Origin of the sequence: Methylobacterium sp. WL69 (assembly GCF_008039485.1) — a bacterium.
Classification (GTDB): domain Bacteria; phylum Pseudomonadota; class Alphaproteobacteria; order Rhizobiales; family Beijerinckiaceae; genus Methylobacterium.
Genome location: NZ_VRUZ01000010.1, coordinates 44,124 through 65,927, shown reverse-complemented (window position 1 = coordinate 65,927; position 21,804 = coordinate 44,124). Strand labels below are relative to the sequence as shown.

Here is a 21,804-nt window from a genome sequence, read left to right as displayed (position 1 = left end):
CGCGCTCAGCATCCCGCCACGGCCGGCGAGTTTCCTTCCAACTGGATCACTGCGGCCGCGTTGATCAGACGGCTGCCGTTCCTGAATTGTCCCGGGGCGATCCCGAATGCCTGAAACGTGTGCTGGGCCAGCGCCGCCTGGACCACGACGACGCTGCCCTTGGCGAGGCAGCCGTGCTGGCCTCCGAAGCCCGGCCGCCAATCCCCCGTCATGGGATCGACGGGACTGGCGCGATCGACGCTGGCGAAGTTCGCATAGGCCGTGACATCGACCTTCAAGGCCTCGCATTTCACGAGGGGCGCGACCTGCCGGCACAATTCCGCGCGAACACCGTCGATCTGCTCGGCCCCCGGCCCACCGGCGCGGACGTAAAACTGGCGCATGGACGCATCGAGGCCGTTGTCGAGGGATGCGGTGATCCAATGGACGAGGGCGTTCTCGATGACGAAGAGAACGACCACGAAGAGCGGAACCATCACCAGGGCGAACTCGACCGCCGCCGCTCCATCCGCATCCCGTCGCGTCCGGGCAAAGAACGCTCGAACCGTGCGCCGAAAAGGGTGCGCCGGGATCGGCAAACCGTAGCGATCACGCACCCGTGATCGATGATGAGCGTCTGGCGGGAGCACGGCGTTTGCGAAACCTGCGTGCGGCGCAACGACGACGCACTCGCGCGTCTATGGCGCAACAAGAGTTAATTGGCCGTCCATTCTGCAGCCAAGCCTCGTCTTTATAACAAAAACGTTATTTGAACCGTAGTTACCAGTAAGAATCGACCATTCCTGGGTTGCAGGATCAAAAATCCTACAACCAATTGATATTCAGCCAATCTCAACGCATCCGCGTCATCCCTGGCGCAGGAGCTGAGAGATGCATCGGTCGTTCGCCGCTTTCGCCAAGGACACACGCGGCGGCATTGTTTTGATCTTCGCGCTGCTGCTTCCCGTCGTCACCGGGATGAGCGCCGCCGCCGTGGAGTATGCGTCCCTGATCAAGCGTCGGGCCGAGCTTCAGCGCGCGGCCGACAGCGGCAGCATCGCCGGCGTCAACCAGTTCAAGCTCGCCAATGCCGACGATGCGAGCGCGGTCCGCACCGCCATCGCCATGGCCCGGGCCCAGGCCGGAAGCCAGCGACCCGTCGCGGCGACGGCCGAGGTTCTGGGCAACCATTCGAGCGTGCGCGTGACCCTGTCGGAAACCATCGTCCTGACCCTGGGCCGGCTCCTGAACCTTCCGACCCTCGAGGTCAGCGTCCAGTCGACGGCCAAGCTCGCCGGCACCACGCGCCTGTGCCTGCTCGCCCTCGACCCCCTCTCCATGGGTGCGTTCCACCTCGAGAGTGCCGCCCGGATCACCGCCACGGACTGCTCGCTCTACTCGAACTCCCTCCATCCGGCGGGCATCCAGGGTGAGAATGCGGCCGTCGCCCAGGCCCTCTCGACCTGCTCGGCCGGCGGCTACTTCGGCAAAGCCAACTTCCTGCCCACGCCGGCCACGGGTTGCCCGATGATCCGCGACCCCCTGGCCGACCGTGAGGCGCCGCAATCCGCCTCGTGCCTCAACATTGCGAATCTCCTCAACCCGATGATGCTCATCGGCTCCCTCGACGATCCGGCCTACGGCAAGAACGTCATCACCACCACGGCGACGCTCAGCCCCGGCACCTATTGCGGCGGCCTGCACATCACCAAGGGCGCGCAGGTGACGCTCCGGCCCGGCGTGTACATCATGAAAGACGGCCCCCTCGTCGTGGACAAGAAGAGTTCGCTGGAGGGGGTCAATGTTGGCTTCTACTTCATGGGCCTGCGGGCCGGTTTGCTGTTCGACGAAAAGAGCGTCATCAGCCTCACCGCTCCCAAGGACGGGGTCATGCGCGGCCTGCTGTTCTTCGAGGAGCGCACCCTGACCATCCCAATTCCTTTGCCGCTGCCGCTCGGCGGCAAGGGGAAATCCAAGCCCCCGCCCGGCGGCCCGCTGCCGTTGCGCGAGTACCGCATCATCAGCGACGAGGCGCGGACGCTGCTCGGCACCATCTATCTGCCGTCCGGTCGGCTCATCATCGATTCGAAGAAGCCCGTCGCCGACCAGTCGGCCTACACGGTGATCATCGCCCGGCTCATCAACCTCTATGATGGCCCCAACCTGATCCTCAACGCCCGCTACGGCGCCACCGACGTGCCAGTGCCCAGAGGTGTGGGTCCGAGTTCGGCCGATACGGAACTCTCGCAGTGACCGCCCACCGCCTGCCCGTCTTCCGCTCTCTAGCCGGACGGCTGGCGCTCGCGGTGTTGGCCTCCGTCGCCCTCGCCCTCCTGGCGGCGGCCGCCTTCAACCTGTGGCAGGAGGTCCACCGCTACGCCGAGACCAAGCGCGAATCCCTCTCGACCATCGCCCAGGTCTTCGCGGCATCGAGCGCGCGGGCCGTGGCCGAGGCCGACGCTGCGGAGGCGACCCGGACGCTCAGCGCCATCGCCCGCCGGCCCGACCTCGTCTATGTCGGCATCGAGCGCTCCGACGGCTCGACCCTGGCCGACCAGGGGCTCGCCATCCGCCTCGACAGCGACATCGATCTCGATGCCGGGGGCTCGCCGTTCTGGCTCCTCGGAAGCCGCACGGCGCAGGTGCGCGTCGCGATCCTGCACGCCGGCCTCACCGTCGGCACCCTGGTGCTGGTGGCCGACACCACCGACCTCGCCGACCGTCTCCTTGCCATCCTGAAGGCGTCGGCCCTCGCCTCGCTCCTGGCCCTGGCCCTCGGGCTCGCCGTCTCATACGGCCTACACCGATCCATCACCCAGCCCATCGCGGAACTCGCCGCCACCATGGAGCGGGTCCGGACGGACGAGGATTACGGGCGGGCGGCCCGCATCGTGCGCGACGACGAGGTCGGCGTGCTGGCCCGCACCTTCAACGCGCTTCTCGCCACCGTGCAAGACCGCGGCGACCGGCTCACCCGCCACCTCGAACGCCTGGAGAGCGACGTCGCCGACCGCACGGCCGATCTGCACGAGGCCAAAGAAGCGGCGGAAGCCGCCAACGGCGCGAAATCCGCCTTCCTCGCCACCATGAGCCACGAGATCCGCACGCCCCTCAACGGCATGCTGGTGATGGCCGAGTTGCTGGCCGCCGCCGACCTGCCCGACCGGCAGAAGCGCTACGCCGAGGTCATCGCCCGCTCGGGGCAAAGTCTTCTCGCCATCATCAACGACATCCTCGATTTCGCAAAGGTCGAGGCCGGCAAGATCGACCTCGAGCGCATCCCCGTCGAGCCCGCCGAGGTCGTCGATACGGTGGTCTCGCTGTTCGCCGAGAAGGCGCGCGAGGCGAACCTCGATCTCGCCGCCTTCATCGCCCCCGACGTGCCGCGCCGCATCGTCGGCGACCCCGTGCGCCTCGGGCAGATCCTCTCCAACTTCGTCAACAACGCCCTCAAATTCACGCCCGAAGGCCACGTGCTGGTGAGCCTGGAGCGGGCCGGACCGGCGCATTTGCGCCTCAGCGTGCGCGATACCGGGGTCGGCATTCCCGCGGAAAAAGTCGGCACCATTTTCTCGGCCTTCTCCCAGGCCGACCAATCCACCACCCGGCGCTTCGGCGGCACCGGCCTCGGCCTCTCCATCGCGCACCGCCTGGCGCTGGCCATGGGCGGCACCATGGGGGTGGACAGCATCCTGGGCGAGGGCTCGACCTTCTGGGCCGAACTGCCCCTGGAGGCCATGGACGAGGTGATCGTCGGGGGGCATCGCGCGGACGACGTGTCCGAGTTCGTCGTGGTGGCGACGGCGGGCGCCGCCACCGCCGAGAGCCTGCGCGCGCGTCTCGGCGGTGCGGGCTTCGTGCCTGTCCTAGCCGACGCGGCGGAGGCTGCCACGGCCCACTGGATCTGCGATGCGGCCGACCTCGTCGCCCTCGGGCACCGTCCCACCGTTACGGGCCGCGTGCTCGCCATCGCCCGCATGGGCGATCCGGCCGCCGGCGCGGTCCTGGAGGCGGCTTTGGCCGATGACATTCTGCGCTGGCCCGTGGTTCAGGACGAGTGGGACCGGGCACTCGGCGCGCTCGCCAGCGGCGCGCCCTTCGCCGCCGCCGGGCGGACCGCGCCCGTGCGCGCGGCCCTGGCACAGTTCCCCGGTGCGCGGGTGCTTGTCGCCGACGACAGCGCCGTCAACCGCGAGGTCGCGTGCGAGGCCCTGGCCCGCTGTGGCATCACCGCGATCGTCACCGTCGCGGACGGCCGGGAGGCCGTCGAGGCCTGCCGGACGACGACCTTCGATCTCGTCCTCATGGATGGCAGCATGCCGGTCCTCGACGGCTACGACGCCGCCCGCGCCATCCGGGCCGAAGAGGCGGAGTCCGGCCGGCGGGTCCCCATCGTGGCGCTCACCGCCCACGTCATCGGCGCGGCCGCCGAAGCGTGGCGCGACGCCGGCATGGACGGCACCCTGACCAAGCCCTTCACCCTGTCGGCGCTCGCCGCCATGCTGTCGGGTTTCCTCGACGTCGAGGGAACGGGGTTCTCCGACGTCATGCCCGAGACCATCGCGCCGGCGTCGGACAGCCTCCTGGACGAGGAGGTCGTCACCGGCCTCGTCGAGATGGCGCTTTCAGCCGGCAGCGGCTTCGCCCAGCGCATCGTCGCCCTCTACGCAGAGCACGCCCCCGTCGCCCTCGCCGGGATCGCGGCAGCCTGCGCGGCGGAGGACGCGCCGGCGCTCGCCAGCGCCGCGCACAGCCTCAAGTCCATGAGCCTGAACATCGGCGGCCGGGCCCTCGCCGCACGCCTCGCCACCATGGAGGAGGTGGCTCGTACGCAAGGCGGCCTGCCGGATTCTGACGCCATCGCGGCTGTCGAGGTCCTGACTGCCGAGACCCTGGCGGCGATCACCGAGCGGATGCGGCTGCGGGAGGCGGCGTAGGCGCTCCGGCCCGAGGCGTGGAATCGCAATGAGCTTCGGCTGAACTCGCGATCGACGCGCCCAACGCTCGGTGGACCGGATCTCGGGGAGTCGAAGCCCCCCTCAGTTTCTCAAACCACCACCGTGATCGCTTCCGCGGCCCGCGTCAGGCCCGTGTACAACCACCGCGCCCGGTGCTCGCGGAACGCGAAGGATTCGTCGAACAGCACCACGCTGTCCCATTGCGAGCCCTGCGCCTTATGGACGGTGAGGGCGTAGCCGTAGGTGAACTCGTCGGTCTCACGGCGGAGGAAGGCCGGGATCTCTTCTTCCGAGCCGGACATCACCGCGCGCAGCACTTTGATGTCCACGGGGCGGCGGCGGAGCGCCGGGTCGTCGTCGGGTACCACGTCGAGGCGGATGGTATCGGGGCGCTGGGCGGCACGCTGGGCCTGGACCGTCCAGGTCGAGCCGTTGAGGAGGCCCTTCGTGCGGTCGTTGCGGAGACACACCAGCTTCTCGCCCACGGCCGGCATCGGGTCGATGTGGCCGGCGATCTCGCGCAGGCGGTTGTTGTAGAGCCGCCGGGTCTTGTTCATGCCGACCAGCACCTGATCGGCCGCGATGACCTCGTTCGGGTCGAGGCTGCGGCGCGCGACCACGCGGCTGCGCCCATACTCCCCGATGGTGAGCTTGCCGCCCTCGCGGATCGTCATCGCCATGCGGACGATGGGGTCGTCGGCGGCCTGGCGGTGGACGTCCGTGAGCATCACGTCGGGCTCGGCCTCGGTGAAGAAGCCGCCACCGCGCACGGGCGGCAGCTGCGCCGGATCGCCAAGCACCAGCACCGGCTTGTCGAAGGACAGGAGGTCGTTGCCGAGGTCCGAATCCACCATGGAGCATTCGTCGATGATGACGAGCTCGGCCTTCGAGATCGGCCCCGTGCGGTTGAGGGTGAAGGCCGGGCCGCCTTCCTCAGTCTCCTTGGTGCGGTAGATCAGGCTGTGGATCGTCGCCGCGTCGTGGCAGCCCTTGGCGCGCATCACCGAGGCCGCCTTGCCGGTGAAGGCGCCGAACACCACCGTGCCGTCGACGTCGTCGGCGATGCGGCGCGCCAGCGTCGTCTTTCCGGTGCCGGCGTAGCCGAACAGGCGGAACACCTGAGAGCCCCCGCCCTTGCGCCACGCCGCGATGGCCTTGAGGGCCGCGTCCTGCTGGGGCGCGAATCGGGTCGGCAGGGTGGTATCACTCATCGCGGACCTCAGACCACCGACGGCCGGTGGATGTCGAACAGGTCTATCCCGCGTACCGCGAACAGCTCTTCGAGGGCGTCGCCGCCATGCTCCTGCGCGTAGGCGTACTCGGGCTCCGCGATGGGCTGGGCCATGAGGAACCCCAGGGGGCGGCCGTCGAACTCCATCGTCTCGATGGGGGTCTGCCACAGGGTCGGAGGCACGAACATCACGTGGGCCAGCGTCCGGGACGCGCCGGAAGCCGCGACCACCCCGGGAAACACGATGCCGGGAGCCAGGAACCAGCCGCTGTCGATGACGTGGAAGGCGCAGGCCGCGAGGATGCCGGCAAAGCCCTCCGTCTCGCTCGCGCAGAGTCCCAAGATCTCGGCGCGGGCGGGAAACTCCGCGCCGTCGAGAATGATCGGATGGTTGGCCAGCGTCACGGTTCCGTAGGAGGTCACGCCCGCCTGCGGCGCGTCGCGGCAGGCGAGGATGTCCACGTGGCTGCCGGCCTCGTCGCGGTGGCGGGCGACGGAGGGCGCGCCGCCGAAGGTCTTCGCCAGGACCTTGGCGACGGTGCGGTTCGCCTCGGTGATGTCCGCGCTCACGGCCAGCGCACGGTCGGCGGCAGGGACGACAGGATCGAGGCGACGTTGCCGCCGGTCTTGAGGCCGAAGATCGTACCGCGGTCGTGCAGCAGGTTGAACTCGACGTAGCGCCCGCGCCGGACCTGCTGCTCCAGCCGGTCCGCTTCGGTCCAGGGTTTTTCGAAATTGGCGCGCATGATGGCAGGGTACGCCTTCAGGAAGGCCCCGCCGACATCGCGGGTGTAGGCGAGATCCGCCACCGGGTCGCCGGTCCAGTGATAGTCGTAGAAGATGCCGCCGATGCCGCGCGGCTCCTTGCGGTGCGGCAGGTAGAAGTACTCCTCGCACCACGCCTTGTAGCGGGCGTAGTCGGCGGCCGGCGCGTGGGCGTCGCAGGCGGCTTTCATCGCCGCGTGGAACACGAGGCTGTCGGGATCGTCCTGGGTGCGGCGGCGGTCGAGGACCGGCGTCAGGTCGGCGCCGCCGCCGAACCACGTCCGGGTGGTGGCGACGAACCGGGTGTTCATATGGACGGTGGGCGCGTTCGGGTTCCACGGATGCGCGATGAGCGAGATGCCGGTGGCGAAGAAGCGCGGGTCCTCCGCCGCGCCCGGCATCTGTGCGCGGAACTCGGGGGCGAACTCGCCGTGGACCGCCGAGACGTGGACGCCTGCCTTCTCGAAGACGCGCCCTTTCAGCATCGCCATGGTGCCGCCGCCGCCGGGCCGGCCGGTATGGTCCGTGCGCTCCCACGGCGTTTTTTCGAATTTTCCCGGCGTCGAAGGAGCGTCCTTGTCGAACGGACCTGTCACCTCGTCCTCCAGGGCCTCCAGGGCGGCGACGATGCGGTCGCGCAGGGTGGTGAACCACGCCGTCGCCTCGCCCTTGAGGGCGTCGAGTTCGTGCGCGGGCAGGGGCGTGAAGGGCGTATCGGGGCGCTGCATGGCCCCGATGTCCCATCCCGCCGGGCGGGCGTCAATTCGCCATCGGCCTTCAATTCTTGTTCAATCCTTGCCCACCTGCATCAGCAGCCGCTCGGTCTTGGCGTCCTCGATGCGGTTGACCATGCGTCGGCCCTCGTGGACGTCGCGGACCGTCTTGGTGGCAGTGATGCAGGACTGGACCAGCATGATCACCCCCATGGCGAAGTAGCCCTTCATCCAGATGTCGATGGGCATGAACAGGATGCCGAGCGCCACCATCAGGGCGGCGCCGAGGAACGACGCGTAGGTGAAGGCGACCCAGGCGCCGGAATGCTGCGTGGTTTCGTTGGACATGGGGGTGGTCCTTGAGGTGAGGGGGGGATCAGGCTTCGGCGGTGGAACGGCGGCGGAGGCGTTCGAGCACCGCGCTACCCGTCGGGCGGGTCGGCTTGCCGAACCCCTCACGCTCCAGGCGCTCGGCGATGTCGGCGCCGGGCTCTGCCTCCGTCAGGGCCGCTTCCGTGTCGGCACTTTGGGCTTGGAGGCTGCGCAGGCGGGCCAGGGTCGCCTCGGCCTCGCGCAGGGTGGCACGGTCCTCCGGGGCGGCGGCGACGCCGAGGCGGCGGGCGGACTCGGCGGCGGCCGCGATGCGCCGGCCGCGTTCCAGCTCGGCCTGACGGCGGGTGGCATCGGCTACTACGGCGCGGATGCGGGTGAGTTCCCGGGCGAACCGCGTTCGCGCCGTGCGGACCGCCTCAGCCTCGGCTTCCAGTTCGGCGATGGCGTCGGCCGCCTCGCGGGCCAGATCCTCGCGGCCGGCGTCGAGGGCGGCGACCGCGCGCTCTTCCAGATCCGTGGCGCGGGCCTCGACCTCGGTGAGGCGGCGCGCCTCCGCTTTGTCGCCGGCGACGGCGGCGGCGAGCGCCATGCGGCTGCGCTCCAGGGAGACCCGAGTCTCGCGGATCTGCTGGTCGAGAATCAGCAGGGCGTTGCGGTCGATGAGGTCTTCCCGGGCCTGGGCGGCGGCGCCCCGGGCGAGGGTTCGAAACAGGTTGAACATGGGCTGTCTCCCAAGGGACCGACGGGGGAACCGGTCTCCCCGTCGCCGAGGAAGATGCCACGGATTGAACAGTGTTCAAGTGCGAGTATGCACATCGTTCAAATTTATCTGGAGAATCAGTCGGTCTGCCGCAGACCTTCTCCCAGAATCATCGCGGCGCAGACCGCGACGTTGAGGGAGCGCATCCCCGGCCGGATCGGCACCACCACCCGGGCATCGGCCGCCGCGTGCACGGCCTCCGGAACCCCGGCCGATTCCCGGCCCATGAGCAGGCAATCGCCGGGGCGATAGGCGAACTCTGTGTAGGGCAGGGCGCCCTGCGTCGTCGCGAGCACGAGGCGCAGGCCCACACTTTTCTGCCACTCGGAAAACGCGGCCCAGGAGCGGTGCCGCGTGATCGCCACATGGTCGAGGTAGTCCAACCCCGAGCGGCGAAGGTGCCGGTCGGAAACGTCGAACCCCGCCGGCTCGATGATCTCCACGGCGACCCCGAGGCAGGCGGCCATGCGCAGCAGCGTGCCGGTGTTCTGCGGGATATCGGGCTGGTACAGGGCGAGGCGGAGCATGGGTGTCCTCGTGCGGCATCGCCCCCCGGTTGGCAGGGGCGGGGGACCGCCTAGCTGAAGAGTCGCTGCAGCAACCGGAAATCGGAAACGACATGTTCCTCGACTGGCTCGAGCGCCGCATCGATACGTTCGCGCCCTTCGACGATGGGCGCATGCCGCCCAAGACCGTGACGGGTTTCGCCGGCTTCTACCTGAAACCCGTGCGGGCGGCGCTTGCCGCCTTGTTCGTCGTCGCCGTCGTCGCCGGCACCGTCGAAGCGTCGCTCTACCTGCTCATGGGCTGGTTCATCGATCTTCTCAACACCGCCGACCGGGCGACGTTCTGGGCCGATCACGGCACCAAGATCCTCCTTGCGGCCGGATTGGTGCTGGTGGTGCGGCCGATCACGATCTGGCTGCACGAAATCCTGTCGAACCAGCTCATCGTGCCCCAGGTCACGAACCAGATCCGCTGGCGCACGCACCTCTATACCCTCGGCCACTCGCTCTCGTACTTCCAGGCGGATTTCGCCGGGCGTCTCGCCAATCGCGTGGTGCAGGTCGGGCCGGCCGTGCGTGAACTCGCCGTCGTGTTCATCGACACGCTGCTCTACGTGGCGATCTACGCGGTCACGGCGGTGGGCCTGTTCGGCTCGATCTCCCTGTGGCTCGCCCTGCCGGTGGTGCTGTGGGTGGTGGCCTACGCGGCCCTGACCCGGTGGTTCGTGCCGCGCGCCCGCGCTCGGTCGCTGGTCACCGCCGATACCCGCTCGGCCCTCATCGGCCGTATCGTCGACAGCTACACCAACATCCTGACGGTGAAGCTCTTCGCGCGCGACCGCGAGGAACGCGCCGCCGTGCGCGATGCCGTGGACATCCATACCAAGGCGTACCTGCACCAGTTCCGGCTGGTGAGTTCCACCACCACGGTACTGGGCCTCCTCAACAGCACCCTCATCGTCGCAACCGCGGGCGTCTGCCTCGCCCTGTGGCAGCGCGGCGGCATGACCACGGGCGAGGCGGCGGCCGGCCTCGCCCTGGTGCTGCGCCTCATGGCCATGTCGGGCTGGGTGATGCAGACCGTGCGCGGCATCTTCGAGAATGTCGGCGTGATCCAGGAGAGCATGCAGACCATCGCACGGCCCCACGCCATCACCGACCGGCCGGATGCCGCAACGCTGAACGTCACGGGCGGCGACATCCGCTTCGAGGACGTGAGCTTCCACTACGGACGCGGCGATGCCAGCATCATCGAGGGCCTGAACCTTCACATCCGGGCCGGCGAAAAGGTCGGCCTCGTCGGCGTCAGCGGTGCCGGCAAGACCACCGTCACGGCGCTCCTGCTGCGGCTCCACGATCTCGAAGGCGGACGAATCCTGGTCGACGGCCAGGACATCGCCGGGGTCACCCAAGGGTCCCTGCGCAACGCCATCGCCATGGTGACCCAGGACACCTCGCTCCTGCATCGCTCGATCCGCGACAACATTGCCTACGGCCGTCCCGACGCCACCCTCCACGAAGTCGAGCGGGCGGCGCGCTTGGCCGAGGCCGATGGATTCATCCGTGATCTCGTCGATCACAAGGGCCGCACGGGCTACGACGCACAGGTCGGCGAGCGTGGCGTGAAATTGTCCGGCGGCCAGCGCCAGCGGATCGCCATCGCGCGGGTGATCCTGAAGGACGCCCCGATCCTCATCCTCGACGAGGCGACCTCGGCCCTCGACAGTCAGGTCGAGGCGGCGATTCAGGACAGCCTCGACACACTGATGCAGGGCAAGACCGTTCTGGCCATCGCCCACCGCCTCTCGACCATCGCGGCGCTGGACCGCCTGATCGTCATCGAGGCCGGGCGCATCGTCGAAGAGGGGACCCACGCTGTCTTGATTCGCTCGGGCGGCCTCTACGCCCGCTTGTGGGAGCGCCAGTCGGGCGGCTTCCTCGGCGATGCCGCGGTCACCGCGCCCTACGAGGATGCGGCCGAGTAGGCGGGCCCGGAATCGCCGTTGGCCGTCTCCACCCGGATCGGCAGGGCCTCGACGCGGTTCCGGCCCCTGTGCTTGGCGCTGTAGAGCGCCGCGTCGGCGGTGGTGAGAAGGTGACCCGGCCCGACGCCGCAGGCGCCGGTGACGCTGTGTGCGGCGGTGACGCCGATGCTGACGCTCGCGACCCAGGCGGACCCGCCCCGGCCGCAGCGGAACGCCAACCCCTCGACGGCGACGCGCAGACGCTCGCCGAGGTCGAGGGCCTCCTCGGGTGTCGCTCCCGGGAAGAACGCCATGAACTCCTCGCCGCCGTAGCGGGCCAGTAGACCACCGGCCGCCCGTGTCGGTTCGTCGAGGGCGGCTGCGACGGCGACGAGGCAGCGGTCGCCCTCGGGGTGGCCGGCCAGATCGTTCAGGCGCTTGAAATGGTCGATGTCGATGGCCACCACGGCGCACCATCCCGCCTCTCCGCCGACCCCGTTCCACGCTTCGGCCAGGGCGTCGTTGAAGACGCGCCGGTTGGCCAGTCCGGTCAGGGCGTCGGTTGTCGACAGGACCGTCAGGCGGGCATTGGCCGCCTCCAAAGCATGCCGGAGCACGAAGGCCCGCTTCTCCTGGCGCTCGCGCGAGTAGCTTCCCTTGATCGGTACGAGGATCAGGCAGGCCACGAGGACGGGCAGGCCGCTTCCAACCACGTCGGCGGGCGGGATGCAGACCATCCAGCCGCCATAGGCCGCGAAGGCGGTGCCGCAGAAGACGAGGCTGTGCCGGAACGACAGGTCGGCGATGAGGCCCACCACCAGGGGAACGATGACCGCGAGGACGATGTAGACGTTGGCGTGCTCGGCCGGCACGATCCGGGCGCTGTTGAGGACGATGAGCATGTCCGTGAGGCTCACGACCGTCACCACGATGGTCCGGCGCAGGGGCGAGGGCTGCCCGTGCAGGAGCAGGATACCCATGCCGGTCAGGGGTACGAACACCCCGAGGGTGAGGGCGGCCGGAACCGCGAAGGCCTCCGGACCGAACGCGTCGAAGTCGAGCTTCAGAGACAGGATGTTGAACAGGACGAAGACCAGCAGCCACGACCGGAGATAGGCGCCCGAGCGCCGGCCCTGCTCGACCTGGAACCGGTCCTCGAGGGCCGCCGCCAAGCGCAGATCGTACCAGGGACGGCGTGAATTGGACTCGATTTCGGTCTGCATCAGGACGAATCGGGTGCTCCGATGGGTATTCGCGCCTGTTATCGTACGAACGCCCTGCATTTTGCGTAAACTTAGGTTCGGGGTCTCCTGGAAAGACCGGACGGCGCAGCACCGAGTTGCATGATGAGGCCGCCATGGTATGAGCCCGTCATGCTGAAGGATCGCGCACGCCTGTATTGCCGTCTCGGGCCGCCGTAGGCCGCTCGCGAAGCGGAACCCTGCCTCGCATCGGCACGCCCTGTTTCGGCGTGTCTCTTCACGCATCTCCCGACGACGCCGTCCCCTGGGGCCTGGCGCGCGGGGTGGACGGACCTTCTTCATGACCCGACGACACCTGCGGAGCGAGTGGGCTCCCGATATCACGCGCGAACTCCTGGCCGGGACGGTGGTGGCGCTCGCCCTCATCCCGGAGGCCATCGCGTTCTCCCTCATCGCCGGGGTCGACCCCAAGGTCGGCCTCTACGCCTCGTTCTGCATCGCCGTGGTGTCGGCCTTCGCCGGCGGACGCCCGGCGATGATCTCGGCGGCCACCGGCGCCATGGCCCTGGTCATGGTGACCCTGGTGAAGGAGCACGGCCTCGGCCACCTCTTCGCCGCCACGATCCTGACGGGGTTCCTCCAGATCGGTGCCGGAGCGTTGAAGCTCGGCAACCTCATGCGCTTCGTCTCGCGCTCCGTGGTGACCGGTTTCGTCAACGCCCTGGCGATCCTCATCTTCCTCGCGCAGATGCCCGAACTCTTAGGGCAGGGCACCACCGTCTACGCCATGACGGCCGCCGGACTCGCGCTGATCTACGGCCTGCCGTATCTCACGAAGGCCGTGCCCTCCCCACTGGTGACCATCATCCTGCTGACCGCCGTCGCCATCGCGTTCGGCCTGCCGATCCACCGCGTCGGCGACATGGGGGCGCTGCCGACCGAACTGCCGGTCTTCGCCCTGCCACAGGTGCCGCTGACCCTGGAGACCTTGCGGATCATCCTGCCCTACGCCCTGACCCTCACCATGGTCGGGCTGCTGGAGAGCTTGATGACGGCGGCCATCCTCGATGAAATGACGGACACCGGGTCGAACAAGAACCGCGAATGCGCCGGCCAGGGCCTCGCCAACATCACGGCCGGCTGTTTCGGCGGCATGGCCGGCTGCGCCATGATCGGTCAGTCGGTGATCAACGTCACGTCGGGCGGGCGCGGCCGGCTCTCGACCCTGTGGGCCGGGGCGTTCCTGCTGTTCCTTATCGTCGTCCTCGGACCCTACGTCTCGCAGATCCCGATGGCGGCCCTGGTCGCCGTGATGATCATGGTCTCCATCAACACCTTCCAGTGGCGCTCGCTGGTTACCCTGACGACGAACCCGAAGAGCTCGAGCGTCGTGATGCTCGGCACCGTGGCGGTGGTGGTGGCGACCCACGACCTCGCCCGGGGCGTGCTGTTCGGCGTGGTGCTGAGCGGCCTGTTCTTCGCCCACAAGGTGACGCGGTTCTTCGCCGTCGGCTCCGAGCGCACCGGACCAACGCGGACCTACCGGGTGACGGGACAGATCTTCTTCGCGACGGCCGAGGCCTTCCACGCCGCCTTCGATTTTCGCGAGGGTGATCTCGACGGCCTCGTCATCGACCTCTCGGCGGCGCATTTCTGGGACATCACCGGAATCAACGCCCTCGACCGGGTGGTGCTGAAGTTCCGCCGCCACGGCGTACCCGTCGAGATCGTCGGCATGAACGCCGCGACGGCCTCGATGGTGGAGCGCCTCGCCATCCACGACAAACCCGGCGCGGCCCTTGCCTCAGGGCATTGAGCCCGCCACCGACAGACGCCCCCGTCTGTCCAGGCGAACGGGATCGCCCCGGTAGCCACGGCGTCACCACCGTGGTTTGAAGGGTTCCAGACTTCGCGCCACGCGAGGAAGAGTCATGACCGAGCTTCACCCCGAGATTGCCGCCGTCACCGCGCGGGTGATCGAACGCTCCCGTCAAACGCGACAGGCGTATCTCGACCTCATCGCCCGCGAGCGCGACCACGGCGTCCAGCGGCCGATGCTCAATTGCGGCAACCTCGCCCACGGCTTTGCCGCGTCCGGGGAAGACAAGCCGGCGATCCGGTCCGGACGCACCATGAACATGGCCATCGTCACGGCCTACAACGACATGCTCTCGGCCCATCAGCCCTACGGGCGCTACCCCGAGCAGATGAAGATCTTCGCCCGCGAGGTCGGTGCGACGGCGCAGGTGGCGGGCGGCGTGCCGGCCATGTGCGACGGCGTCACCCAGGGCCAGCGCGGCATGGAGCTGTCCCTGTTCTCGCGCGACACCATCGCGCTCTCCACCGCCATCGCGCTCAGCCACGGCATGTTCGATTCGGCCGCTTTGCTCGGCATCTGCGACAAGATCGTGCCGGGCCTCATCATCGGGGCCCTGCGCTTCGGCCACCTGCCGATGATCCTGATCCCGGCCGGCCCCATGCCCTCGGGTATCGCCAACAAGGAGAAGCAGCGCGTCCGCCAGCTCTACGCCGAGGGTAAGGTCGGTCGCGACGAGCTGCTCGAATCCGAGTCCGCCTCGTACCATGGTGCGGGCACCTGCACCTTCTACGGCACCGCCAATTCCAACCAGATGATGATGGACGTCATGGGCCTTCACATGCCCGGCGCGTCGTTCATCAACCCCGGTACGAAGCTGCGCCAGGCGGTGACGCGGGCCGCCGTCCATCGCCTGTCCGAGATCGGCGCCAACGGCAACGATTACCGGCCGCTGGGCCGCTGCGTCGACGAGAAGGCCATCGTCAACGCCGTGGTGGGTCTTCTCGCCACCGGCGGCTCGACGAACCACGCCATTCACCTCCCGGCCATGGCGCGCGCCGCCGGCATCGTCCTCGACTGGGAGGATTTCGACCGGCTCTCGGCCGTGGTCCCCCAGGTCGCCAAAGTCTATCCCAACGGCTCCGGCGACGTGAACCACTTCCACGCCGCCGGAGGCATGTCCTACGTCATCGCCAGCCTCGTGGACGCCGGGCTGCTGCACGACGACATCCTCACGGTGGCCGGCTCGCGTCTCCGCGACCATGCCCGCGACCCGAAGCTCGTGGACGATGCCCTGGTGTTCGAGGATGCGCCCGAAAAATCCCACGACGAGAGCATCCTGCGCGGCCCCGCGCATCCGTTCCAGGCCGACGGCGGCATGCGACTGGTGAAGGGCAACCTCGGCCGAGCCACCTTCAAGACCAGCGCCGTCGAGCCGTCGCGCTGGACCATCGAAGCGCCAGCCCGCGTCTTCGACGATCAGGACGACGTCATGGCGGCGTTCAAGGCCGGCGAGCTCGAGACCGACGTGGTGGTGGTGGTCCGCTTCCAGGGCCCGCGCGCCAACGGCATGCCGGAGCTTCACAAGCTCACCCCCCAGCTCGGCGTCCTGCAGGATCGCGGATTCCGTGTCGCCCTCGTCACCGACGGCCGAATGTCGGGGGCGTCGGGCAAGGTTCCGGCAGCGATCCATCTCAGTCCCGAGGCCCTGGGCGGCGGACCCCTGGCGAAAATCCGCGACGGGGACGTGGTGCGCCTCAGTGCCGAGGACGGCAGCCTCGAAGTTCTCGTCGATCCCGCCGAGTGGGAGTCGCGCGCTGACGCGACGGCGCCGCCCCCGGCCTTCGGGACCGGGCGTGAGCTGTTCGCCTTCCTGCGCCACGGCGCCGACGGGGCCGAGCAGGGTGCCTCCGCCATGCTGGCCGCCGCCGGCCTTTGACCCACCCCGCACCCTTGAGGACCGTCCCATGACCAGCATCGACGCGCTGATGCGCTCCGTTCCCGTCATCCCCGTCCTCGTCGTCGAGGACGCGGCCCATGCCGAGCCCATCGCCCGGGCCCTGGTGGCCGGCGGACTCACCGCCCTGGAGGTGACCCTGCGCACCCCCGCGGCCCTCGAGGTGATCCGCATCATGTCGCGGGTCGCGGGCGCCGTGGTGGGGGCCGGCACCGTGCTCAACCCGCGCGATCTCGACGCCGCCATCAACGCGGGCGCGCAGTTCATCGTCAGCCCCGGCCTCACCGAGCCGCTGACCCGCGCGGCCATCGACCGGGGCATCCCCTACCTGCCGGGCATCGCCAACTCGGCCGACATCATGCGCGGCCTCGACCATGGCCTCGACCGGTTCAAGTTCTTTCCAGCCGAGGCCGCTGGCGGCATCAAGGCCCTGAAGGCGCTGGCCGGCCCGTTCCATCAGGTCCGCTTCTGCCCCACCGGCGGCATCACCGAAGCCACCGCGCCCGACTGGCTCGCCCTCAAGCCCGTGATCTGCGTCGGCGGTTCCTGGGTCGTACCGGCGGGACTGCCCGAAGAGGCGGTGATCCGCCGTTCCGCCGAGGTCGCGAGCCGTTTGCGCACCGCCTGAACCGCGGCGGCCCGCCGGATGCCCGTCGGAAAAGCAGTCCCATCCTGCAGCTCGCCATCCCGGCGAAGACGGCGTTCGGGCGCCTGGGCGGGTCACGCGCGATGCGGCCGCTACGAGAGCCGGTTCCTCGAGCGCCGTCCCATCGCAAGCGCCTGAATGTGCCGACCTCGGGCAAGTTCCGCACGAACTTCCAGGGCATTAGTTTCCAGGATTGACCGCCGCCTTTGGGGATCCCATGCGGGGCGCCTCCTATCCGTCCAGAGGGTAGGCGGCCTCGACGAGGTAGGGGCCGCCCCCCATCGAGGCGCGGGCCGAGAAGAGGGCGACCCGTGTCGCGGTGAAGCGAAGGGGTGGGAAGCCCCCCGATTCCGTGAGGTATTGCGCTACGTCGGATGCGCTCGTCTGACGGTTGAGACGGGCCAGGGTGACGTGCGGCGTGAACCGGCGGGTGTCGGGTTCCGCACCGGCATCGCGGGCCAGCCGCTCGTGCTCGGCGTGCAGTTCCGCCAGCGCGGGGTCGCCTGCGACGGTGGCCAGGATCGAGCGCGGCTTCGCGCCACCGAAGACGCCGATCCCGTCGAGGACGATATCGAGGGGCGGGCGGGCACGCGCCTCGGCGAGTCCGTCGTGCAGGGACTCCGCCACTGTCTCGTCCACGTCGCCGAGGAACCGCAGGGTGACGTGGTAGTCGGCGGGCTCGATCCAGCGCGCACCGGTCAAGGCTCCGCGCCGCAGGGCGAGGATCTCGCCGATGGCGGGCGGGATTTCCAGGCCGGTGAACAGGCGCGGCATCAGCGGCTGACGGCCTGCAGACGATCAAGGAAGGTTTCGACGCTCGGCAGGATGCCGGCCACGATGGTTTCGACGCCCTTCACGTTGGGGTGCAGCCGGTCCTCGAGGTTGTAGGCCTTGTCGCCGGCGATGCCCGCGAGGAAGAACGGGTACAGGACGAGGCCGAATTCCTGCGCGAGATCGGGATAGATCGCGTCGAACCGCGCGACGTACTCCGAACCGAGGTTCGGAGAGGCGCGCATGCCGGCGAGCATCACCGGAATGTTGCGGGCCTTCAGGCGGGCAATGATGGTGTGGAGGGCTTTGCGGCTCACGGCCGGATCGGTGCCGCGCAGCATGTCGTTGGCACCGAGTTCGAGAATCACCCCATCGGTCCCATCCGGCACCGACCAGTCGAGGCGATCGAGGCCGCCCGTGGTGGTATCGCCGGAGACGCCCGCATTGGCCACGGTGACGGCCCGGCCCTTGGCCTGAAGCGCCCGTTCCAGCACCGCCGGGAAAGCGGCCAGGCCGGGGAGGCGGTAGCCGGCCGTGAGGCTGTCGCCGAACGCCACGAGGGCAACCGGGCGCTCGCCCGGTGCCGTCCGCCCGGGGGAGGCGGTGACGCCGAGTGCGGCAAAGAGCGCCATCACGGCGACCACGGAGAAGCGAACGTGGCGCCGCGCAGCCCGGCGGGCCATATCGGAAAGGCGTGACCGCGCAGCCCGGAGGGCCGAGCGGGTGAAACGTGACACTGAGCACCGACCCATTCCGACAAAACCCCGACGCTGCCTGTTTTCGATCCCATCTCCCCACAGATCGGTTTCCCATTGATGTCCGGCAAGGCCGAACCCGCCCGCGCGCCCCACGCCATCTCCCTCACGGGTCTCGACCTCAGCCTCGGGCGGGGAGCGGCCCGTGTTCACGTCCTGCGGGGAATCTCCCTCGATGTGGCGGCGGGCGAGGCGGTGGGCCTCGTCGGACCCTCGGGGTCGGGCAAGTCGACCCTGCTCATGGTCATGGCCGGCCTCGAGCGGCCCGATGCCGGCTCCATCGTGGTGGAAGGCACGGACCTCGGCGCCCTCGACGAGGATGACCTGGCGCGGTTTCGCGGCCGGCGCATCGGCATCGTGTTCCAGGCCTTTCACCTCGTGCCGACCATGACGGCCCTGGAGAACGTGGCCCTGCCCCTCGAACTCGCCGACAAGCCCGACGCCCATGCGCGCGCCATGGCCGAGCTCGAGGCCGTCGGCCTCGGCCACCGTCTGCATCATTATCCGGCCCAGCTCTCGGGCGGCGAGCAGCAGCGCGTCGCCATCGCCCGGGCCATTGCGCCGGACCCAGCCATCCTCGTGGCCGACGAGCCAACGGGCAACCTCGACGAGGCCACGGGCCGGCAGATCGTCGATCTCCTGTTCGCCCTGAAGCGCGACCGGGGCGCCACCCTCGTCCTCGTCACCCACGATCCCGGCCTCGCCCGGCTCTGCGACCGGACCGTGAGCCTGCGCTCGGGCCGGGTCGAAGCGGCCCTGGCGGCCTGACCATGCACGGAACTCTCACGTCCTCGAACGCCCGCAAGCGTCGACGCGGCTTGCCCCTCACCCTCCGCCTCGCCAGCCGCGAGTTGCGCGGCGGGCTGTCGGGCTTTGCGGTGTTCCTCGCCTGCATCGCCCTCGGGGTCGCGGCCATCGCGGGCGTCGCCTCCATCGCCCGCTCGCTCAGCGACGGGCTCGGGCGCGAGGGCGCACGCATCCTGGGCGGCGACCTGACCTACAGCCTCATCAACCGCGAGGCGACGCCGGCCGAGCGCGACCTGCTCACCGCGCAGGGCCGCGTCTCCGTGGTGACGACGCTGCGCGCCATGGCGCTCGCCGGTGACAGGGACGCGGCGCTCGTCGAACTCAAGGTCGTCGAGGACGGCTATCCGGCAACGGGCGAACTCGTCACGGAGCCGGCCGCACCGTTGGCCGATCTCCTGGCACAGGGGGAGGGGGCGTACGGCGCCGTGGTCGATCCCGTGCTGCTCACCCGCCTCGACCTCAAGATCGGTGACCGCATCACCGTGGCGGGCACGCCCATCGTGATCCGCGCCACCCTGGTCTCGGAGCCGGACCGCATCGCCAACGGCATCGGCTTCGGCCCCCGGATGCTGATCTCCCGCACCGCCCTCGATGCCACGGGCCTCATCCAGCCGGGCAGCCTCAACCGCTGGAGCTACCGCCTGCAGCTCCCGGAAGCGAGCGACGCCGAACTCGATCGCCGGGCAGCCGTCATCGCGGCCGCAGCACCCGAGGCCGGCTGGGAGATGCGGGCCCGCTCCAACGCCGATCCGCGGTTCGCGAAAAGCATCGAGCGCTTCACCCAGTTCCTCACCCTCGTCGGCCTCACCGCCCTCATCGTCGGCGGTGTCGGCGTCGCCAATGCGGTGGCGGCCTTCGTCGAACGCAAGCGCGGCTCCATCGCAACTCTGAAGAGCGTTGGCGCGCCCGGCGGCCAGATCGTGGCCCTGTACCTGACCCAGGTGATGCTCATCGCCGGGCTGGGCACCGCCATCGGCCTCGGGCTCGGCGCGGGCCTGCCCTTCGCCGTCGACGCCCTGTTCCATACATCCCTGCCGCTGCCCCTCAACCCGACATTGGCGCCGGACGAACTTCTCCTCGCCGCCGCCTACGGCCTGCTGACGGCGCTCGCCTTCGCGATCCTGCCCCTCGGCCGCGCCCACGACATTCCCGTCTCGGGCCTGTTCCGCGACGTGGTCGATCCGGGCTCGGCGAAGACGCGCCTGCGCTACAAGCTGATCCTCGCCGCGGCCCTCGCGGCCCTCGTGGCCCTGGCGCTGGCCACGGCCTTCGACCGGCGCCTCGCCCTGATCTTCATCGCCGCCTCGGCCATCGCCTTCGGGCTCCTGCGCCTCGTCGCCCTCGGGCTGATGGCGCTCGCCCGGCGCCTGCCGCGCCCGCGCTCGGCCGCCCCCCGCATGGCGCTCGCCAACCTGCACCGGCCCGGCGCGCTCACGCCCGCCATCGTCCTGTCGCTCGGCCTCGGGGTCACGCTCCTCGTGACCCTGAGTCTCATCGATGCCAACGTCCGCAACACCCTGAGCAACTCCCTGCCGGCCCGGGCGCCGAACCTGTTCTTCCTCGACATCCCGGCGGCCGATTCGGAGGGGTTCCACGCTTTCCTGGGCGCTCAGGCGCCCGGCGCCAAGATCGAGCGCGTGCCGATGATGCGGGGACGCATCACCGCCATCGACGGCGTGCCCGCCGCCGCCATCAAGCCGCCGGAGGACGCCGCCTGGGTCCTCGATGGCGATCGGGGCATCACCTACGCCGAGGACATCCCCGAGGGCTCCCGCCTCGTCGCCGGCAACTGGTGGAACGCCGAAGAAGCCCGTACGCCCCTGGTCTCGTTCGACGCCGAACTCGCCCGCAGCCTGAACCTGTCCGTCGGCGGCACCGTGACGGTCAACGTGCTCGGTCGGACGCTGACCGCCAAGGTCGCCAACCTGCGCAAGGTCGAATGGCGGTCGCTGGGCATCAACTTCGTCATGGTGTTCTCGCCCGGTACCTTCCGGGGCGCACCGCATTCGGACCTCGCCACCCTGACACTGCCCAATGGCTCCAACGCGAAGGCCGAGGCGATCATCCTGCGTGACGTCGCGAAAACCTACCCGTCGGTCACCAGCGTCCGGGTCAAGGAAGCCTTGGAGGCCGTCAACGACGTGGTCGGCAAGCTCGTGCTCGCGATCCGCGGCGCCAGCGGCATCGCCGTGGTCGCGAGCCTGTTCGTCCTCGCGGGCGCGCTCGCCGCGGGTCACCGCGCCCGTCTCTACGACGCCGTCGTTCTCAAGACCCTGGGGGCGACGCGGGGGCGCCTGCTCGCCGCCTACAGCCTGGAGTATGGCACGCTCGGCCTCGCCACGGCCGTGTTCGGGCTGCTCGCCGGGACGCTCGCCGGATGGGTCATCGTCACCCGGGTGATGAAGCTCGAATTCACCCTCGACCTGTCGGGCGCCCTGATTGCGGCGGCGCTGGCGGTGGTGTTCGCCGTCGTGCTCGGCCTCGCCGGCACCTGGCGCATCCTCGGGCAGAAGCCGGCACCCTACCTGCGTCAGTTCTGACCGAATGGGGCGAAACGCATTTTAATCCCGAATAACCCCAATAAAAACAGGCCCCGCAGGGTCGAGATTCACTCGGGCGAAGCTCGGCCGGCCTCTTGTGC

18 protein-coding genes are annotated in these 21,804 nt (G+C 69.4%); 8 read left to right on the top strand and 10 right to left on the bottom strand.

Annotated elements, in window-relative coordinates; all coding sequences use genetic code 11:
• Window positions 1-5: 5 nt before the first annotated feature.
• On the bottom strand, window positions 6-596 hold the full coding sequence (locus FV218_RS05270; protein WP_281407798.1) for a TadE/TadG family type IV pilus assembly protein: 591 nt from the start codon (window positions 594-596) through the stop codon (window positions 6-8).
• 274 nt (window positions 597-870) lie between these two features.
• On the opposite strand from FV218_RS05270, the gene FV218_RS05265 reads away from it, so the two are divergent.
• Together FV218_RS05265 and FV218_RS05260 are read left to right on the top strand one after the other, a co-directional pair.
• Entirely contained in the window at window positions 871-2,232 is a 1,362-nt protein-coding gene (locus FV218_RS05265) for a TadE/TadG family type IV pilus assembly protein (RefSeq protein ID WP_147708947.1), read from the top strand.
• Window positions 2,229-4,916, top strand: coding sequence for an ATP-binding protein (locus FV218_RS05260; protein ID WP_246684993.1), 2,688 nt, complete (start codon window positions 2,229-2,231; stop codon window positions 4,914-4,916). Before FV218_RS05265 ends, FV218_RS05260 begins: the two co-directional genes overlap by 4 nt.
• A 110-nt stretch (window positions 4,917-5,026) precedes the next feature.
• On the opposite strand, the gene FV218_RS05255 is transcribed toward FV218_RS05260, so the two are convergent.
• From FV218_RS05255 to FV218_RS05230, 6 genes are all read right to left on the bottom strand, one after another.
• Entirely contained in the window at window positions 5,027-6,148 is a 1,122-nt protein-coding gene (locus FV218_RS05255; RefSeq protein ID WP_147708946.1) for an AAA family ATPase, read from the bottom strand.
• An 8-nt stretch (window positions 6,149-6,156) separates the two neighbouring features.
• Window positions 6,157-6,738, bottom strand: a complete 582-nt coding sequence (locus FV218_RS22640; protein ID WP_187272965.1) for a suppressor of fused domain protein — start codon at window positions 6,736-6,738, stop codon at window positions 6,157-6,159.
• Entirely contained in the window at window positions 6,735-7,661 is a 927-nt protein-coding gene (hemF, locus tag FV218_RS05245; RefSeq protein ID WP_147708944.1) for an oxygen-dependent coproporphyrinogen oxidase, read from the bottom strand. The genes FV218_RS22640 and hemF overlap by 4 nt, the downstream gene beginning before the upstream one ends.
• A gap of 60 nt (window positions 7,662-7,721) precedes the next feature.
• Entirely contained in the window at window positions 7,722-7,994 is a 273-nt protein-coding gene (locus FV218_RS05240) for a YiaA/YiaB family inner membrane protein (protein ID WP_056095025.1), read from the bottom strand.
• A gap of 28 nt (window positions 7,995-8,022) precedes the next feature.
• On the bottom strand, window positions 8,023-8,700 hold the full coding sequence (locus FV218_RS05235; protein ID WP_056095022.1) for a PspA/IM30 family protein: 678 nt from the start codon (window positions 8,698-8,700) through the stop codon (window positions 8,023-8,025).
• A gap of 116 nt (window positions 8,701-8,816) precedes the next feature.
• Complete coding sequence (locus FV218_RS05230; RefSeq protein ID WP_056095019.1) at window positions 8,817-9,266, bottom strand: tRNA (cytidine(34)-2'-O)-methyltransferase; 450 nt, start codon at window positions 9,264-9,266, stop codon at window positions 8,817-8,819.
• A 92-nt stretch (window positions 9,267-9,358) separates the two neighbouring features.
• Between FV218_RS05230 and FV218_RS05225 the strand changes: the two genes are divergently transcribed.
• Entirely contained in the window at window positions 9,359-11,230 is a 1,872-nt protein-coding gene (locus tag FV218_RS05225) for an ABC transporter ATP-binding protein (RefSeq protein WP_147708943.1), read from the top strand.
• On the opposite strand, the gene FV218_RS05220 is transcribed toward FV218_RS05225, so the two are convergent.
• A complete protein-coding gene (locus tag FV218_RS05220) occupies window positions 11,209-12,432 on the bottom strand; it encodes a GGDEF domain-containing protein (protein ID WP_147708942.1) in 1,224 nt (407 codons plus the stop codon). The two genes, FV218_RS05225 and FV218_RS05220, sit on opposite strands and share 22 nt — an antisense overlap.
• Window positions 12,433-12,751: 319 nt before the next feature.
• Between FV218_RS05220 and FV218_RS05215 the strand changes: the two genes are divergently transcribed.
• From FV218_RS05215 to eda, 3 genes are all read left to right on the top strand, one after another.
• Window positions 12,752-14,227 (top strand): SulP family inorganic anion transporter, encoded by a 1,476-nt coding sequence (locus tag FV218_RS05215; RefSeq protein ID WP_056095009.1) that lies wholly within the window; start codon window positions 12,752-12,754, stop codon window positions 14,225-14,227.
• A gap of 115 nt (window positions 14,228-14,342) precedes the next feature.
• Complete coding sequence (gene edd / locus FV218_RS05210) at window positions 14,343-16,166, top strand: phosphogluconate dehydratase (protein WP_147708941.1); 1,824 nt, start codon at window positions 14,343-14,345, stop codon at window positions 16,164-16,166.
• Window positions 16,167-16,194: 28 nt separating this feature from the next.
• The gene (gene eda / locus FV218_RS05205) at window positions 16,195-16,812 is read left to right on the top strand and encodes a bifunctional 4-hydroxy-2-oxoglutarate aldolase/2-dehydro-3-deoxy-phosphogluconate aldolase (RefSeq protein ID WP_147708940.1); all 618 of its coding nucleotides are present in this window, start codon (window positions 16,195-16,197) and stop codon (window positions 16,810-16,812) included.
• A gap of 249 nt (window positions 16,813-17,061) precedes the next feature.
• Here the strand turns inward: eda and thpR are convergent, their stop codons facing one another.
• Both thpR and FV218_RS05195 read right to left on the bottom strand, forming a co-directional pair.
• Window positions 17,062-17,604 (bottom strand): RNA 2',3'-cyclic phosphodiesterase, encoded by a 543-nt coding sequence (thpR, locus tag FV218_RS05200; RefSeq protein ID WP_147708939.1) that lies wholly within the window; start codon window positions 17,602-17,604, stop codon window positions 17,062-17,064.
• A complete protein-coding gene (locus FV218_RS05195; protein WP_147708959.1) occupies window positions 17,604-18,233 on the bottom strand; it encodes an arylesterase in 630 nt (209 codons plus the stop codon). Before FV218_RS05195 ends, thpR begins: the two co-directional genes overlap by 1 nt.
• Before the next feature lie 183 nt (window positions 18,234-18,416).
• Between FV218_RS05195 and FV218_RS05190 the strand changes: the two genes are divergently transcribed.
• Together FV218_RS05190 and FV218_RS05185 are read left to right on the top strand one after the other, a co-directional pair.
• Window positions 18,417-19,124 (top strand): ABC transporter ATP-binding protein, encoded by a 708-nt coding sequence (locus FV218_RS05190; protein WP_147708938.1) that lies wholly within the window; start codon window positions 18,417-18,419, stop codon window positions 19,122-19,124.
• A gap of 2 nt (window positions 19,125-19,126) precedes the next feature.
• Window positions 19,127-21,703 carry an FtsX-like permease family protein gene (locus FV218_RS05185; RefSeq protein ID WP_147708937.1) on the top strand — a complete coding sequence of 859 codons (2,577 nt, stop codon included), beginning with the start codon at window positions 19,127-19,129 and terminating at the stop codon, window positions 21,701-21,703.
• Window positions 21,704-21,804 lie beyond the last annotated feature (101 nt).

What these genes read in the sequence shown, in the direction of transcription:
- FV218_RS05265 (WP_147708947.1), top strand. Translation starts at nt 871, where the DNA reads ATGCATCGGTCGTTCGCCGCTTTCGCCAAGGACACACGCGGCGGCATT.
- FV218_RS05255 (WP_147708946.1), bottom strand. Translation starts at nt 6,148, where the DNA reads ATGAGTGATACCACCCTGCCGACCCGATTCGCGCCCCAGCAGGACGCG.
- hemF (WP_147708944.1), bottom strand. Translation starts at nt 7,661, where the DNA reads ATGCAGCGCCCCGATACGCCCTTCACGCCCCTGCCCGCGCACGAACTC.
- FV218_RS05240 (WP_056095025.1), bottom strand. Translation starts at nt 7,994, where the DNA reads ATGTCCAACGAAACCACGCAGCATTCCGGCGCCTGGGTCGCCTTCACC.
- FV218_RS05235 (WP_056095022.1), bottom strand. Translation starts at nt 8,700, where the DNA reads ATGTTCAACCTGTTTCGAACCCTCGCCCGGGGCGCCGCCGCCCAGGCC.
- FV218_RS05230 (WP_056095019.1), bottom strand. Translation starts at nt 9,266, where the DNA reads ATGCTCCGCCTCGCCCTGTACCAGCCCGATATCCCGCAGAACACCGGC.
- FV218_RS05225 (WP_147708943.1), top strand. Translation starts at nt 9,359, where the DNA reads ATGTTCCTCGACTGGCTCGAGCGCCGCATCGATACGTTCGCGCCCTTC.
- FV218_RS05220 (WP_147708942.1), bottom strand. Translation starts at nt 12,432, where the DNA reads ATGCAGACCGAAATCGAGTCCAATTCACGCCGTCCCTGGTACGATCTG.
- FV218_RS05215 (WP_056095009.1), top strand. Translation starts at nt 12,752, where the DNA reads ATGACCCGACGACACCTGCGGAGCGAGTGGGCTCCCGATATCACGCGC.
- edd (WP_147708941.1), top strand. Translation starts at nt 14,343, where the DNA reads ATGACCGAGCTTCACCCCGAGATTGCCGCCGTCACCGCGCGGGTGATC.
- eda (WP_147708940.1), top strand. Translation starts at nt 16,195, where the DNA reads ATGACCAGCATCGACGCGCTGATGCGCTCCGTTCCCGTCATCCCCGTC.
- thpR (WP_147708939.1), bottom strand. Translation starts at nt 17,604, where the DNA reads ATGCCGCGCCTGTTCACCGGCCTGGAAATCCCGCCCGCCATCGGCGAG.
- FV218_RS05195 (WP_147708959.1), bottom strand. Translation starts at nt 18,233, where the DNA reads ATGGCGCTCTTTGCCGCACTCGGCGTCACCGCCTCCCCCGGGCGGACG.
- FV218_RS05190 (WP_147708938.1), top strand. Translation starts at nt 18,417, where the DNA reads ATGTCCGGCAAGGCCGAACCCGCCCGCGCGCCCCACGCCATCTCCCTC.
- FV218_RS05185 (WP_147708937.1), top strand. Translation starts at nt 19,127, where the DNA reads ATGCACGGAACTCTCACGTCCTCGAACGCCCGCAAGCGTCGACGCGGC.